The following is a 15955-nucleotide window of genomic DNA, read 5'->3' as shown; positions in this document are numbered from 1 at the left end:
TTGAACATCCACGCTTGACGGTTTCATGCATCACCTCCGGAAAGTTGCTCGCCGGATAATCCAAGGACGCGGCGTTGATACGGTTCGAGAACGATTTTGTAGCCGACGGTAAAAATCGCCAGCGCAATGCCGACTGCAAAGATGACAACCAACCACTCAATCAACGAGGGGAAGTAGTCGAAGGAAAGGCGATGGTGCACGGCGGCGCGCTTCAGCCCTTCCAGCTCCGGCGTAGGATAGGCCAGGCCGGGAATCACGATGTTCAACGGCACCATCACAAAAGTCCACACCATCAGGGCCGCAGCGACGCCGATCACCAGAAGATTGCGTCGGTTCCAGAGAAGGAGCCCTAATGGAACGAGCACGCCGAACAACAAGTGTACAATCCAGATCGTCCACCAGTAAGGGCCAAAGAGCACCAGCCGCAGCCCTTCGGAATAGGCGGGCACACCGGGATAGGCGATCACCAGTGCGTTGGCGCCGGCGGCGAACAGCCCGATGATGATGCCCACCAAAAAGATGCGCGCCAGCTCCTGGGCCGTGGAAGCATATTGCGGAGCGCCGGCCGTCGGCGAAAACAGAAGATGCAACAGGATGAGCAGCCCGATGCCGGCCACTAGAGACGAAACGAAAAACATCAGAGGCAGCACGGAGGCGTTCCAATACGGACGAGCTGCAATGACGCCAAAGAGCCCGCCGATGACGCCGATGAGCGCCACGCCCACCGGCGCTCCGATCAGCGTAAGCCTTTTAGCCAAAGCGTCCTTGCCGCGTCGGTAGGCGTAGAGCTCCCCCACCAGGAGCAAGAGGTAGAGGGTGTGCAGCCAGATCATCCAGGTCATCAAGGAGCCAAAGTTCGGCTGCAGATAAGCCTTCCAGAAGCGGAAAGGATGACCAAGGTCCATGCCGATGATGAACAGGGCGCCGATCAGAGCGGCCAGAGCTGCCAGCGCCACGACGGGGCCTAGCTTCTCCAATCCCTCCACACGAAATCCATAGCGCAGGGCCGTGTAGGCGAGCATCGTGCCGACTTCCAGCCAGACCAAATAGACGTAGACGCCCACCCAAAGCCCCCACGGCACATAGCTGGTCACGGCTCCGTGATCGCCTATGAACAAGACCCGAAAGACGCCCCACGAGCCGACGGCCAACGCCAGGATCGCCAGGGCGAGCGAGATGATAAAATCGACGCGACGGTCCATCCGAAAACCGTGCGCAATTTGTGCTGTGGTCATAGAACTCTCTCCTTTTTCCATCGTTTGCGGCGCCATGACGCCGACCCAGGTGTGGCGCCACGGAGTCGCAAGATGAGGACAAGCTCACAACAAATAGTACACACGCGGTTTGGTGCCGGCTTCCTCTTTCAGCCGCATGACATTCGGTCTCGAAATCAGCTCGGAGACCAGACTTTCCGGATCGTTTGCATCGCCAAAGTAGGTGGCGTGACCGATGCAAGTCGTCACACAGGAGGGCAACATCCCCGCTTCCAGCTTATGGCGGCAGAAATGACACTTGCGCACATTGCCGATTGGAGAGTTGCGCCCTTCGCGCGCCCAGCGCTGTCCGTACTCAAAATTGGCCTGCTCTTCATAGGGTTGAACCGCGGGCGTCTCTTCCGTGTATTTGTAGCCAAAGTCAAAGGTGCGCGCGTGGTAAGGGCAGGCGGTCATGCAATACCGACAGCCGATGCACTGCTCATAGTCGATGTCCACGATGCCGTCAGGGCGTTGCCAGGTGGCCGTGACCGGACAAACAGGCACACAGGGAGGGTTCTCGCATTGCATGCACGGCCGCGGCATGGAGCGGATCGATACGTTCGGATAGGTCCCAAGTTCTTCATCGATCACCGGTCGATAGACGACGCCGGGCGGCAGTTGATTTTCGGCGATGCAGGCCACGTTGCACGCCTGACAGCCTGTGCACTTGCGCAGATCGATCACCATGACCCATCTGCGCTGCTCCACCGGCTTTTGCATCGCCTTGTGCAGCTCCGCCATCATGCGTTTGAAAATTGTATCGCCGCCTTTGGCCTGCGAAGGCGACTCGATGGTTTGCTCTTCCGACGAAGCCGCCTGTAGGGTTGCACCGCTCGCCAGCACTGCCGGAGCAACCAGCCCGGCAAAAATGCTGCTGGCAAATTTGCGCAGAAACGAACGCCTCGATGCTTCGTCAGCCGGAAGGACGCTCATTTCTTCAACCTCGGCGGTTTTCGTGGAGGCCAGATCGCTCCGATCCCTCTTCATGCCATGCTCTCCTTTCCATCACATGCGTTCCGTCTCCAAACATTCATCAGGACGCTCGCAATTCGCCAACCGATAGAGGTTGCATGCCGCCGGACGACAACGCTAAATCACATAACTGTTGGCAATCGACGTTTTGCCTTGCAAGAGGAGTTTATATGAGGAGCAGACGCCTGGAGAGCGGTAAAACCCGACACTTGTGTCGGGTGAAGCTTGAAAATTGGTAAAAACCCTGTCAGGGAATTCACCGACTTCGCCCCTGTTCACAGGATGAAGATAGGGGGTTCTAATGAAGGTTTCCACCCAATGGGGTATAAGATTTTTCTTATTTCTTCAATAAGGAAGCCACAAGACTGAATTGCATTGCAAATCGATTACACTGTTAAGGGCTATGGAATTAAAAGAAGGCTGCACTTTTTGCAACGGACGCCAGAAATGGCGCAGAAGATGAAATAGGAAGTTCGATATGTCAATGTCACAGACAGATTTTCGTCGCTATGTCGTTCTGATCCTGATCGCAATCGGGTTGCTCTGGAGCTTGAATGCCTGCTCCGCCGGCCAACCGGCGGCGGCTGCCTCTCAACCGGTCGCCGCGGCAGTGAAGGTGAAAGCTAAAATCACGCCGGCGGAATACCAGGCCAGATTCGGCGCCAACGCCGACCATGTTCTGATCGACGTGCGCACGCCGGAAGAGTTCGCCGGCGGCCATATTCCAGGCGCCGTGAACATCTCCGTCGACCAGCTGGCGCAGCGCCTGAGCGAAATCCCGAAGGACAAGCCCGTTGTGCTCTACTGTCGCAGCGGCAACCGCAGCAATCAGGCGGCGCAGATTTTGGAGCGCGCAGGCTATGCGCAGATCTATGACCTGGGCGGCATCATCACCTGGGCGCAACAAGGGTATCCGATCCAATGAATCCCGCCCAGCCCTACGCAACACGCAACACGCAACACCGAAGCAATGGAATATCGCCATGCATCGCCTCTATCCTCTCCTGATTCTGGCTGTGCTCATACTTGTAGGTTGCTTCTCTTCTCCCGCCTCTTCAACGACCTCCGCAAGCGCTCCTGCGAACCTGGATTTCAGCACGACGCGCCTGAGCGAGGCGGGCCGCTATCGCGTGAGCTTCACCAGCGAGCTGAACCCGATCGCCATCAACCGGCTTCACACCTGGACGCTCCATGTCGAGACGCCGGACGGCGCGCCGGTCGAGAACGCCGTGATTCAGGTGCACGGCGACATGCCGGAGCATCGTCACGGCATGCCAACGGCGCCCAAGGTGACGCAATATCTGGGGGATGGAAATTACCGGGTCGAAGGAATGCGCTTTCAAATGGGCGGCTGGTGGGAAGTGGTGTTCGAGATTGAAGCGAACGGCGAGAAGGACCGCGTCGTCTTCAATCTCCTGTTGAGGTAGCGGGGAGATGCAACGCAGTGCAACCCGGAACGCGCGCCTGTTCTTACTTATGGTCGGCGCCGCAATGGCGCTGCTGCTTGCGGCCGGCGCCATCGCCTTTCTGACCGACTCGCCGAGATGGAGCGTCGACGAGGTGGCGCTGCTGCGCAGCCTTGCGCTCGACGCACTGGAGCCGTTGCCTCCGGACCCTTCCAACCGCGTGGCCGACCATCCAGGCGCCGCTGCGCTGGGCGAACGCCTCTTTTTTGATGCACGTTTCAGCGCCAACGGCGCCGTGTCGTGCGCCTCCTGTCACATGCCGGAGCGTTATTTCACCGACGGTCGCCCCTTTGGCGTGGGCGTAGGCGTGATTCCGCTCAACACGATGACGCTCGTCGGCGCAGCCTACAGCCCCTGGTTCACCTGGGACGGCAAGGCCGACAGCCAGTGGGCGCAGGCGCTTCTGCCGCTGGAAAACGCCGTCGAGCACGGCGGCGACCGCACCTTCTACGCTCATCTCATCGCCGAACATTATGCGGCGGAGTACGAAGCTCTCTTCGGTCCGTTGCCCGATCTCAGCCGTTTTCCGCGCCGCGCCGGCCCGGTCGATGATCCGGACGCCGCCGCAGCCTGGGGGGCGATGACGCCGGAGGAGCAGGACGCCATCAACCGCATCTTCGCCAACATGGGCAAAGCGCTGGCCGCATATCAGCGCACCCTGCTGCCGAAACCGGCGCGCTTCGATCGCTACGTCGCATCTTTAGGCGACGACGGGCGCCCTTCCCGGCCCGGCGTCCTGAGCGAGGACGAGATCGCCGGCCTGCGCATTTTCATCGGCAAGGGGCAGTGCATCAACTGTCACAACGGCCCGCGCTTCACGAACGATGCTTTTCACAACACAGGCGTGCCTGCAGCGCCCGGCTATCCGGTGCATCGGGGGCGCATCGACGGGGTCGCTATCGTCCAGTCCGATCTTTTCAACTGTCTGGGGCCTTATAGCGATGCGGCGCCGGAGGCGTGCACGGCGTTGCGCTTCATCGTGACGGAAGGGGATACTCTGCCCGGCGCCATGAAGACCCCTACGCTGCGCAACGTGGCCGAAACCGGGCCTTACATGCACACCGGCCAATTCGCCACGCTGGCTGAGGTGATCGAGCACTACAACGCCGGCGGCGGCTTTGCCTTGATCGGCCACAATGAGCTGCACCAGCCCCTCAACCTCACCCCGACGGAGGCGAAGCAGCTCGAAGCATTTCTCCATACGCTGACGGAAGAGCCGTAGAGGAAACCGCTCGCGCAGCAATTTCATCAGAGGCTCGCGGAGGTTTGCTTAACGAAAAACCTTCCAGGAAGCTCGAAGCTTCCTGGAAGGTTCACCTCACGAGAAAAGTTCTCCAATTCGGAACGCCTATCCTCGCTGCCAAACGCTCGCAACCCTCAGTTCGCCGGCGCAAACTCCATCACGCCTGTGTCGAACTTCAGATCGATGAAGAGCCGTCCCTCCTGGAAGAAGTAGAAGGCGGTCGCCGACAGGTCGAGGATGAACTGATAGTGGAGCGAGTCCGGCGCACAGGCCGCCATCGTCGAAGTCTGAAGGTCGATGGTCAGCCTCTGCTCCTCATCCGTCGTGAAGGCGCCGTTAAGCACGTTGCAGTCATCGCGCACATTGACCGTCCCATCTTCGCCGAAGGTGAGCACGTAGAGGGTGGGATCGACGGGCGCTACGACCGCGCCGTTGCTGTATTGCGTCCGCACCCAGTTCCAGGACGTGCCCGGAAGCGCAGTGGGCGCTTCGACGACGGTTTCGGCTGTCGCTGCGTCCGCCGCAGCCGCATCCTCGGCGGGTGCGACCTCGCCCGTCTGTTCTCCGGTGGCCGGCGCAAAGATCACCGAACCGCTGTCGAACGGCAGCGACAGCGCCAGACGCCCGTCCTCGGTGATGAAATAGCCGTTGGCCGCAGCCACATCGGCGATGAATTCCTGCTCCTGCGCGTCCTCCGGACAGGCCATTGCAGTGGAGATGAGGAATTCAATGCTGAGCTGGCCTTCCTCGGCGCGATAGCTGCCGGTGAAGGTGTTGCAGTCGGTCGTGGCGCTCACTCTGCCTTCGGCGGTGAAGGTGAGCGTGAAGGCGCCTTCGGTCGCCGGCGTGATGCGCGTGCCGTCGTTGAACACCGTCTCCACCCACACCCAGGAGGCGCCGCTGAGGGGCGGCGCAGTCTCGACGCTTTCTTCTACAAGCACGAGGGCGTCGTTCTCCCAGGCGTAGGTCTGGCTCACCCGTTGCGACGGACAGCAGATCGGGTCGTCCGGCCCCAGCGTGAGCATCGTCAGTGCGATCTGATTATCGGCGATGGACAGGTTCTGCACCTCGACGCGGTCGCCGAGCGGCGCGCTCGCCACATGGACCGGGGCGCCCTCCTGTGCGACGATCAACGCCAGGTTGACGAAGAGTCCGCTGCCGCCGTCGCTCTCCGTGACGATGGTGGCGACCGCTTCCTGTTCGTTGATAACGCCGTAGGCCATTGGCTCGGGCAGCAGCCGCACTTCGATCAAGCCGGGGCTGCCCGGTGCCACCGTTTCTGTGTAGACGCCGTTCGTCAGCGGCGCCACGCCGTCGGACGCCAGCTCGGAGTTGATTGTCATGTTCGCCAGCGAGATCGGCGCCAGCGGGTTGACGGTTCTCGCCGGCGTCACCGACTGCAAGGCGGCGTCGAGCGCTTCGAGGTCGGGCGTAAAGTCGGCGCCGGTCAGCCCGTTGAAGAGCGTCGCCATCTCGGCAAGATAAGTCGTGTAGACGGCGACGAACTGGTCATACTCCTCGCCGCTCAGTGGCTGAGGCTCTGCAGGCAGCGCAGAGGTGGTCACCGGCAGGTTGGCGACGATTAGGAACTCGCCATCGGCGCTCAAACCCTGGAAGAGATAGCGCAACTGGTAATTTTCGATCGGCGCCACATCCTGCACGAAGCGCCCGACAAAACGCACGCCAACGCCGCCGTCGGCCAGCTCCAGATAACGCACCTGCGCAGCAAAGTCGTTGCTGGCGGGGACCGGTGGCAGGAAGGGCAAGGGCGGCGTAGGGTTGGCTGGCTGTTCTTCGAGCAGCGTCTGCAGTTGGGCAAGCGTCTCCGCCACAAAGGGATCGCCGGCGTCCTCCCAAATCGCCTGATAGGCGCCCACAGGATAGACGGAAATGTAGCCGGTGGCCGTATCGCCGTCCATCAACATCCAAGAGAAATGCTTGGGCTGGCCCTGGTCGCCCGGCGGCATGGTAGCGTCGTAGGCGGTGGCCTGTTTCACAGCCGCTGTGAACGGAAGTTCAAGGCCGGAAAGATCGATGGTGGCCGAGATCTCCTCCTGCGCCACCAGACGGTCGCCCACCTTGACGAAATCAATGGTCGACGGCGTGTTGGCGCAGCAGAAGGCGTCGTTGGGGCCGACTGCGATCATGTCGACGGTGATGCTGCCGTCCTCGTTGATGACGATGCTCTGGATGTGCGAACGGTCGCCGAGGAAGGCGCTGGCGGTGTTCACCGCCTCGCCGTCGATCCGTTGCACCAGTTCCAGGGAATAGTATTGGCCGGTGCCGCCGCTGTATTCCACAATCAGCGCGGCTGCGGAGTCCAACCCGTTGATCTTGCCGTAGGCGATCGGCTCGCCGAGCAATTGCACGGTGACGACGCTCGCAGGAACGTCGGGGATGACCGTCTCGGTGTAGACGCCGCTGCTCAGCGTCACCGGTTTCTCCAACATGACCGAATCATAGGTCAGGTTCCCGAGCTCCTCCACCGTCACCCACTCGGGGCGCTGAATGGTCAGCGACGCAATGATGGCGTCCAGCGAGGAGAGCGTCGGCGTCCAGGCCGCATCTTGGGCGGCGTCGAGCGCGTTGAGAGCGGCGGTCGTCTCCACCGGCCACTGGGCGGAAATCAGATAGCGGCCGTCGTCGGTCAGGCCGGTGAAGTGGTAGGCAAGTTGATCGTCGGCGGAGACGACGCCGTTGCGCACCGATCGGGCGATGAAGCGCACGCCGCTGAAATCTTCTCCCTCCAGATAACGGACTTGGGCGACCAGATCGTCGACGTCCGCCGGCGGGACAATCGGCAGCGGCGCCCCGAGGGATGCAGGCTGCTCGCTCAGGATGCGCTTCAGCTCCTCAACCAGGTTGGCGATCGTCAGGTCGCCAGCCCCTTCCCACAGGCGGATATACTCCTGAACGGGGTAGATAGCGATGTACGGGCCGCCGTCCGCAAAGACCGTGGCAGGATCGTCGTCTCCGAAGGTCAACAGCGTATGGATGGGGGCGCCGGTCGGGATCAGCGCGGAAACCTCGTAAGGCGTCGCCGGCATGACCTTCGTCTGATAGCCGCCCTCCGGCGCAACGTCCAGCGTCGCCTGCACGCCGCTGCCGACGAGGTTGACGCCGGCCAGCACAAGCCCCTCATCGCCAAGCCCATAGATCAGGCGCACGACTTCGGTTGGGCAGCACATGGGGTCGTTGGGGCCGTGGCGCACCATATCGACAAGGATGCGGCTCCCATCCATCTCCAGCGCGTAGACGTCCACGCGGTCGCCCAGCAGCGCACTGGCGACGTTGACCGGCTCGCCGTTCTGATCGACGACGATCGCCAAAGTGACAAAGACGCTGCTGGCGCCGCTGCTTTCCGCCAGCAAGACGGCTGCGGCATCCTGGCCGTTCAGCGTTCCGAAGGCCATCGGCGCCGCCGCCAACACCGCAAAGACGCGATTGGCGGGGTCTTCATAGCGGCCATCGACCAGCGTGATCTCTCCGGAGGGCGTCAACTGGGAGCGATAGGTCAGATTGGCGAGCGCCTCCAGGGTCAAGACGTCCGAAGCAAGCTGTTCTTGTTGAAGAGATATAGCCAGAGGGGCTGCCAGTGAGGACGCAGGCAGCGCCGAAAGCGACAGAGCAACCACCAGAATTGGTGTGAGAAATTTCAGCAATGTGTTTTTCAATTTGCACTCCTTTCCAGTTGTTCAGGCGTTGCGCAGTTGACCCGGTCTTCCGGGAAGCTTGATGGAATTTCGCGGCTCATGGGACACAGTTCGATGACGCCCTTTGCGTACAATGCAACCTTTCAGGAAGTTGGATGGAATTTCACAAAGGATTCTGGCAATCCGTAGGCGCAGCTCGCAGCTGCCTTCTCCCCCTCTCCCAGCATTGGGAGAGAGGGTGAGGGCTCACCGGCGGGACATCGAGAGCGTGCGGCTGAGAGCCGCACCTACGGTCGCAGCCATCATCCCTGCCAGAAGATTGTGTTAAAAATCATGGAGCTTCCTGGAAGATGAACCGACTGTGCAACTCCTATTTTTGAATAGAACTATCTTACTTTGCGCCTTTGCGGAAGAGCGTCAGGCTCTTCCAATAGGGCAGTTTTAAGCACTGTGCAATCATGCCAAAAGCAAGCGCGCTGCGCAAGCTGAAAACGATATGAGCGAACGTGCAGTTCCGCCGGATCAGCGCACATTTTGCGGCATGCGATGCTCCATCCAGCGCACGCCCAGCGAAAGCACGATCGTCATCGAAAGATAGAGGAAAGCGACAATGTTGTAGGTCTCGAAGTAGAGAAAGGTGCTCGCAGCATAGACCTTGCCCATCTGCGTGATGTCGGGCACGCCGAGCACGGAGACGAGCGAGGAGTCTTTCAGCATGGCGATGAAGTCGTTGCCCAAAGGCGGAAGCACGCGACGGATCGCCTGGGGGAGCACGACCAGTCGCAACACCTGCCAGCGCGACATGCCCAGGCTCTGCGCCGCTTCGATCTGTCCGTGCTCGATGCTTTCGATGCCGGCGCGAAAGATTTCGCTGAGGAAGGCGCTGTAGCCGATGATGAGCGCAAGGATGGCGCGCGTGGTGAAATCAAAATCGCGCACGCGGAATTCGAGCAGAGGACGCGCCGCCGGCCCCAGAAATGACAACTGTTCGCCTAGCCAATTGACAGCATAGACGAGCGCCGGCGCGCCGACGAAGGCGATGTAGAGCAGCAGCACGAGCATCGGCGCGCCGCGGATAATCTCGACGTAGAAGGTCGCCGCCTCGTAGAGGATGCGATTTTTGGAGACGCGCGCAATGCCGATGAACAACCCTACCACCAGCGCACCGGCGTAGGCGACAAGCGTGACGTAGATGGTGACGCCCAGCCCGCGCGACACGGCGGAAAAGATCACGGCGTAGCTTTCGTTGGTCAGCGTTCTCCAAACAATGAGCACGCCCAACAACAACGCCACCAACAGCCAGTACGGCAATCGGCTGAAGAAGCCATAGGCTGCGTGACGTCGCGGGGCCGGCATCGATGCAAGGCTCATGAATGAACTACTCCCCTACGGCTTCAAAGCCGACTTGACGTAAATATGCATCGAGCGCAGCCTCGGCGCGCTCCGCATAGCCAGCGTAACGTGCGCGTTTGCCGCGCACCTCCTCCTCCAGCGGCGGCAGCAAGCCCATCGTCGCCTTCATCGGCTGGAAGGTCTTCGGGTCGGCGTGGGTGATGTAATAGAGCAGTGCGCCGATCATCGTCTCGCGGGGAAGGACGAGCAACGGCTGGCCGCACAGCAGGCGCGCCATGTTGACGCCGGCGATCAGACCGCCCATGGTGCTGCCGACGTAGCCTTCCGTGCCTGTGATCTGCCCTGCAAAGAAGAGGTCGTCGCGCGTTTTGAACTGGAGCGTAGGTCGCAGCAGCGTGGGGCTGTTGATAAAGGTGTTGCGGTGCATCTGGCCCAGCCGCACAAACTCGGCGTGCTCCAGGCCGGGAATCAGGCGCAGCACCTGCTCCTGCGCGCCCCATTTGATGTTGGTCTGGAAGCCCACCATGTTGTAGAGCGTTCCGGCGACGTTGTCCTGACGCAGCTGCACGGCGGCGTAGGGGCGTCGACCTGTGCGCGGATCGCGCAGGCCAACTGGCCGCATGGGGCCGAAGGCCAGCGCCTTCGGATCGCGCGCCGCCAACACCTCGATCGGCATGCACCCCTCGAAGTAGCGCTCCAACTCCTTGTCCGCCCCCTTCAGCTCGATGCGCGGCGCGGCCAGCAACGCCTGCACAAAGCGCTCATACTCCTCTTTGTTGAGCGGGCAGTTGATATAGTCGCCCTCCTCGCTCCCCAGCGCGCTCTCGCGATCGTAGCGGCTCTGACGAAAGGCGATGCTCATGTCGATGCTGTCGGCGACGACGATCGGCGCCATGGCGTCATAAAAATAAAGGTGCTGCTGACCGGTGAGCGCCTGGATGCTTTCGGTCAGGGCCGCGCTCGTCAGCGGGCCGGTGGCGATGATCGTCGGGCCGTCAGGAATCTCCGTCACCTCGCTGCGATGCACGGTGATGTTCGGGTGACTGTGGATGCGCTGCGTGATCTCCTCGGAGAACTCCTCGCGGCTGACCGCCAGCGCAGCGCCCGCAGGCAACGCATGCTTGAAGGCGGTGCGAATGATGAGGCTGCCCATGCGCAATAGCTCATTTTTCAGGATGCCCAGGGCGCGGTCGGGCAAGGTGGAGCCCATCGAGTTGCTGCACACCAGCTCCGCCAGTCGATCGGTGACGTGCGCCTCGGTCGTGCGCACCGGCCGCATCTCGAAGAGATCGACATGCAGCCCCCGGTTGGCGATCTGCCAGGCCGCTTCGCTGCCGGCCAGTCCTCCGCCGATGATGGTGACAGTTGGTTTGGTCGGTCTTATCTGCTTCATCTCTCAAATAGCTCATTCCCCAGCGTAACAGACGCCCTGCCGCGTTAAACGCTGTTCTCCATCAACTCCGCCTGCGAAATCGGTTTGATGCGCGCCAGGAGCCCCAGCGCCACGCCCGCCATCCCTGCGCCGAAGAGGAAGGCCGCCGACGGGGCAATCGCCTGCCAGAGCAGGCCGGCGATCAACGACGCAGGCAGAGCCATCAATCCGATGGTGCCGTTCAGCCAACCATAGCCGGCCCCGCGCTGGGCGCTGGGCACGAGGTCGGCCACGAGCGACTTCAGCGCGCCTTCCGTCATTGCATAGTATAGCCCATAAAGCGCCCACAACACGGCGATCTGCCATACTGCGTTGCTCAGCGCAAAGCCTAGATACAGCAGCGCATAGAAGCTCCAGCCCAGCCTGATGATGCGCAGCCGCCCCACGCGGTCCGACCACTTGCCGAAAGGCTGTGCGAAGATCGTGTACACGCCGTTGAAAAGCAAGATCATCAACAGCGTCGTCAGCACGCTGGCGCCTCGATCCTGCGCCAACAGGACGATGAAGGCGTCCGCAGAGTTGCCGAGCGTAAACAGCGCAACGCTCAGGAGCGCCAGCCGAAAGCGCGGGTCGAAGGAGGACAGGGAGAGGCTGACGTTGGCTTGGGGCGCAGTCGGCGTTGCAGCCTTCGGTCTGCGACGTTCTTCCAGGCCGAAGGCCAACACCAGCACCGCCATCGCGGCCGGAATCATCGACAGCCAGACGATCGTCGTGAAGGTGCTGCGCTCCAGCTCGAGGCTGTTTCGCTGGAACCAGAAGATGACGACGATTGCGATCGCCAGCCCCAGGAACGCGCCCAGGGTGTCGCCGGCGCGTTGAAAGCCAAAAGCGGCTCCCCGTCGTCGAACGTCGATGCTGTCGGCGATGAGCGCGTCGCGCGGCGCAGTGCGGATGCCCTTACCCAGGCGATCGCCGAAGCGCGCGGCGAAGACCATGCTCCAGGTCGTCGCCAGCGCCAGCAGCGGCTTGACCAGCAGGGAAAGCGTGTAGCCGCTCACCGCCACCCATTTGCGGTTGCCGATGCGATCGGAAACATAGCCGGAGACAAGCTTGCTCAGCGCCGCCGTCGTCTCCGCCACGCCTTCGATCAACCCGATCAGCGGCGTCGAGGTCTTGAGCACGCCCGCCAGAAACAACGGCACGAGATAGACGACCATTTCGGTGGAAATGTCGGTCAACAGCGAGCCGACCGCAGTCACATAGACGTTGCGCGGATAACGATGCGACGACGTCGCCGCATCCAGGGATTCCGTCGTCATGATTCATCTCCGTTCTGAAGCGGCAGCCAGGCCAGCACGCGCTGGATCATGGCGTCCCAATAGCTCCACACGTGGTCGCCCGGCCCTTCTTCGTAGGTGAGCGGCAGCCCCAGCGTCTCGGCGTGCGCCTTGAAGCGCAGATTGTCCGAATAGAGGAAATCTTCTGTGCCGCAACATTGATACAGCCTGGGGATGGGCGCGCCTCGACGGGCGACCTGCTCCGCTAAAAAATAGACGTCGTTGGGGCTGCCGGGGAAGCAGCGCAGATCGCCGAAGATGCGCGTCATCTCCGCCACCCAGGCCGGGTCTTCGCTGTTGGCGTCTTCGGCGAAATTGCGCAGCGCGCCGGAAAGACTGGCCGCCGCGGCGTAACGCTCCGGAAAGGTGAGCGCCAGCTTGAAAGCGCCGTAGCCGCCCATCGACAGCCCCGCCACGAAGTTCTCTGCGCGGCGTTCGGAGAGCGGAAAGAAGCTGCGCGCCAGCGTCGGCAGCTCCTCGCTGATGTAGGTCCAGTAGCGGTTTCCCTGCGCCATGTCGGTGTAGAAGCTGCGGTCGACCGCCGGCATCACTACGGCCAGGTTCATCGGCTCGACGTAGCGTTCGATCGAGGTGCGCCGTTGCCAGATCGTATGGTCGTCGGAGAGGCCGTGCAGCAGCCAGAGCACGGGAAGTTTGTGATTGCGCTGCTCGCCTGGCGGAGGTTGCGGCAAGATGACGTCCATCGAGACGGAAAGATTGAGGACGCTTGAGTAAAAATTGCAATGAAATAAAGCCATTTAGCATCTCCTGCTTCATTTTGTTGTGTGATTGGAAATTTCATGACCACAACGTCGCCAAGACGCAAAGTCTGTAACACATTGTCGCTTTGCGTCTTTATGGTTGTTTTCGCTTTTTTGCAACATTTTGTCTGCACAAGTGGGCTGAAGCGGCGAGCCATCGTCCGATCTCTGCACCGCGCCATCCACACCACAGGCCCAACACTGCGCCTGCACCTAACCCTACGAGAGCGAGAGGCGGGTCAAGCGAAGGGACGCCAAACATCTGCATTCTGAAGAAAGCCGCGAGGGTGAACGCAGCAAGAGTCGCAACGCCCAACGCGCTGCGCAGCGAGGCCTTGGAGTCGGCGTCAGGCAGGCGCAGCATGTACATCACGTCCATCGCCGCCGCAGCAGCCAACGCCAACAAATGGACGGCGGCGCCCGGTCCGCTTTCGCCATGTGCACGTGCGTATGCGAAGTTCACCAACGCCTGGTAAAAAAGCGCCGCTGCAAAGATCAGCATCGCCGCGCCAGGGCGACGCAGCGCCTGCAACGCCATCTGGCCTAAGAAGAGCGCCGCCCCGATCGCCAGCGCTGTCGCCATCCACATCCACCGCTGCGCGGCTCCGCCATCCGACGAATCCGTCCCCAATGCGGCGGAAAGGAGCGGAAACGCCATCAACGAAAACAACAATAGCAGAGCGATCTCGCCCAGCTGCAGGCGACGCGCATTCCAGGCGTTTGTTGTGGAAAAGTTTGTTGCTGAAAGGGCGAATGCCTGCTGCGTCGCCCCGCTAAACAAGATGGGGGAAGCCACCGCCGTCCCCGCCAGCAACTGTTGACGCCAACTCGTCGAAACGCTCATCTCGCCTGAGGCAATCCAGGTCGCAAAAAGCCCCGTATATAGAACAAATCCAACGCCCAGGATCGCCACGCCCCCCAACCGACGTCCCGGCGCAACCTTGAGGGGCGAAAGCGAACGTCGAAAGAAGACGAGCCAGGTCAGCGCAGCGGAAACGCCGAAGAGCATAGTCACCCAGGCAACTTGGCCCACCCAAGCTGTCCAATCGCCGCGTTGCAGCCAGGAGGCAAGCGTCAGGAGAACGAGCCAAACGAGGGCGGCATGCAACAAAGGCGCCCACAGAGAGAGCGGATGACTCTCTGGCGCCCGCCCCTTGCGCTCCGAAGAACGATTCTTCACGCTCCGCTTGCTCGCCTTCATGCAACGATTATACTCGATCGGTTTCTTCGACCTCGAACGGCCCCAAGCTATAATAGCGTCATGGAGCAGACATTCTCACCTGAACAATTCTCCGTGCAGGCCATCCACGCCCTTCAACAGGCAGGGGAGTTTGCCTCGCGCACGCGATCGCTCTCGCTGTCGCCCTCTCATGTGCTCTATGGGCTGCTGGCGCAGCGCGAGGCGGACGCCGTAGGGGTCCTGACTGCGCTAGGCCACGACACCGAGAAGATGTTGCGTGAGCTGAAGGCGCAGCTTGGCTCTCGCCAGATGGTGCGCTGGCGCACGAGCGGCGCACAGCAACAAGAACGCATGGACCCGGCGCTGGAGCGAGTCTTGCACGGTGCGCTCGCCGAAGCAAACGCCGCCGGCGCACCCTTTGTCAGCACGCGCGACCTGCTGGTGAGTGCGCTCGCCAACCCGACTGCAGAAATCGCCGAATGGCAGAACGCATGGCGCATCGACGTCGACGCCGTCCGGCAGGCGCCGGTGCGCGTTTACGAGCAATCGGTCGCACAGGCAGCGCAACAATATCAGGATGCGGCTGCGCGCGCCGAAGCCCAACGCAGCCATTGGCGCCTCAGCTCCGTCTTCCTGGGGCTGGCGGCGATCATGGTCGCCCTCGGCGTCTATCTGTATTCCACGCCTGAGCCGGAGCCGGTTCTCTTCTTCGCCTTCGTCACGATCGGTTGGGTGATCTCTCTGGCCCTGCACGAGTTCGGCCACGCCTTGATGGCCTACTTTGGCGGGGATTTCAGCGTCGCCGAGCGCGGCTATCTCACCCTCAACCCGCTCAAATACACGCACCCTGTGCTGAGCATCCTGATGCCGGTGCTTTTTCTGCTGCTGGGTGGGATTGGGCTGCCGGGCGGCGCCGTCTACGTCAATATGGGCGCCATTCGAAGCCGCTGGATGCAGAGCGTGGTGGCGGCGGCCGGTCCAGCCGCCAACGCACTGTTCGCAGTGTTGTTGGCGCTCCCTTTCCTCTTGATCTCCGACCCCACCTTATGGATCGAGCATTTCCATTTCTGGGCGGCGATGGCGCTGCTCGTCTTTTTGCAGGCGACCGCTATCGTCTTCAACCTGCTGCCCGTCCCCGGACTGGATGGATTCGGCATCCTGGCCCCCTGGCTGCCAGACAGCCTCCATCGCGCGCTGGCGCCCTTCTACTCGTTTGGCTTTCTGTTGTTGATCCTGCTGTTCTGGTACGTCGAAGGCTTTCGCACCGTCTTTTGGCGCATTGTCCTGGTGATGCTGGGGGAGCTGAACATTTCGCCTGTGCTGATCGACGCCGGATTGACGTTCTATCGCTTTTGGATGTGA

12 protein-coding genes are annotated in these 15955 nt (G+C 61.5%); 4 read left to right on the top strand and 8 right to left on the bottom strand.

Features of this window, described 5'->3' with window-relative positions; all coding sequences use genetic code 11:
* Nucleotides 1-23: 23 nt before the first annotated feature.
* Nucleotides 24-1235 carry an NrfD/PsrC family molybdoenzyme membrane anchor subunit gene (gene nrfD / locus Q0367_RS14065; protein ID WP_298982982.1) on the bottom strand — a complete coding sequence of 404 codons (1212 nt, stop codon included), beginning with the start codon at nucleotides 1233-1235 and terminating at the stop codon, nucleotides 24-26.
* 84 nt (nucleotides 1236-1319) lie between these two features.
* On the bottom strand, nucleotides 1320-2243 hold the full coding sequence (locus Q0367_RS14060) for a 4Fe-4S dicluster domain-containing protein (RefSeq protein ID WP_298982979.1): 924 nt from the start codon (nucleotides 2241-2243) through the stop codon (nucleotides 1320-1322).
* A gap of 463 nt (nucleotides 2244-2706) precedes the next feature.
* Here Q0367_RS14060 and Q0367_RS14055 point away from each other — a divergent pair, with 463 nt between their 5' ends.
* The 3 genes from Q0367_RS14055 to Q0367_RS14045 are packed head-to-tail and all read left to right on the top strand — an operon-like array spanning nucleotide 2707 to nucleotide 4916.
* Entirely contained in the window at nucleotides 2707-3153 is a 447-nt protein-coding gene (locus Q0367_RS14055) for a rhodanese-like domain-containing protein (RefSeq protein ID WP_298982977.1), read from the top strand.
* Nucleotides 3154-3211: 58 nt separating this feature from the next.
* Entirely contained in the window at nucleotides 3212-3655 is a 444-nt protein-coding gene (locus Q0367_RS14050) for a FixH family protein (RefSeq protein ID WP_298982975.1), read from the top strand.
* Between the two features lie 7 nt (nucleotides 3656-3662).
* Nucleotides 3663-4916 carry a cytochrome-c peroxidase gene (locus tag Q0367_RS14045; RefSeq protein WP_298982973.1) on the top strand — a complete coding sequence of 418 codons (1254 nt, stop codon included), beginning with the start codon at nucleotides 3663-3665 and terminating at the stop codon, nucleotides 4914-4916.
* A 155-nt stretch (nucleotides 4917-5071) separates the two neighbouring features.
* Here the strand turns inward: Q0367_RS14045 and Q0367_RS14040 are convergent, their stop codons facing one another.
* The 6 genes from Q0367_RS14040 to Q0367_RS14015 form a co-directional block, all read right to left on the bottom strand.
* Entirely contained in the window at nucleotides 5072-8611 is a 3540-nt protein-coding gene (locus tag Q0367_RS14040; protein ID WP_298982971.1) for an META domain-containing protein, read from the bottom strand.
* 501 nt (nucleotides 8612-9112) lie between these two features.
* The gene (locus tag Q0367_RS14035) at nucleotides 9113-9961 is read right to left on the bottom strand and encodes an amino acid ABC transporter permease (RefSeq protein ID WP_297640986.1); all 849 of its coding nucleotides are present in this window, start codon (nucleotides 9959-9961) and stop codon (nucleotides 9113-9115) included.
* 7 nt (nucleotides 9962-9968) lie between these two features.
* Nucleotides 9969-11336, bottom strand: a complete 1368-nt coding sequence (gene trmFO / locus Q0367_RS14030) for a methylenetetrahydrofolate--tRNA-(uracil(54)-C(5))-methyltransferase (FADH(2)-oxidizing) TrmFO (protein WP_297640984.1) — start codon at nucleotides 11334-11336, stop codon at nucleotides 9969-9971.
* Between the two features lie 44 nt (nucleotides 11337-11380).
* Nucleotides 11381-12634, bottom strand: coding sequence for an MFS transporter (locus tag Q0367_RS14025; RefSeq protein WP_297640982.1), 1254 nt, complete (start codon nucleotides 12632-12634; stop codon nucleotides 11381-11383).
* On the bottom strand, nucleotides 12631-13410 hold the full coding sequence (locus tag Q0367_RS14020) for an alpha/beta hydrolase family protein (protein ID WP_297640980.1): 780 nt from the start codon (nucleotides 13408-13410) through the stop codon (nucleotides 12631-12633). Before Q0367_RS14020 ends, Q0367_RS14025 begins: the two co-directional genes overlap by 4 nt.
* 97 nt (nucleotides 13411-13507) lie before the next feature.
* Nucleotides 13508-14593 (bottom strand): hypothetical protein, encoded by a 1086-nt coding sequence (locus Q0367_RS14015; protein ID WP_297640978.1) that lies wholly within the window; start codon nucleotides 14591-14593, stop codon nucleotides 13508-13510.
* A gap of 81 nt (nucleotides 14594-14674) precedes the next feature.
* Here Q0367_RS14015 and Q0367_RS14010 point away from each other — a divergent pair, with 81 nt between their 5' ends.
* Complete coding sequence (locus Q0367_RS14010) at nucleotides 14675-15955, top strand: site-2 protease family protein (RefSeq protein ID WP_298982969.1); 1281 nt, start codon at nucleotides 14675-14677, stop codon at nucleotides 15953-15955.

The organism is uncultured Caldilinea sp. (assembly GCF_937128415.1).
GTDB lineage: Bacteria > Chloroflexota > Anaerolineae > Caldilineales > Caldilineaceae > Caldilinea.
This window is presented reverse-complemented; position numbering and strand designations above follow the sequence as displayed.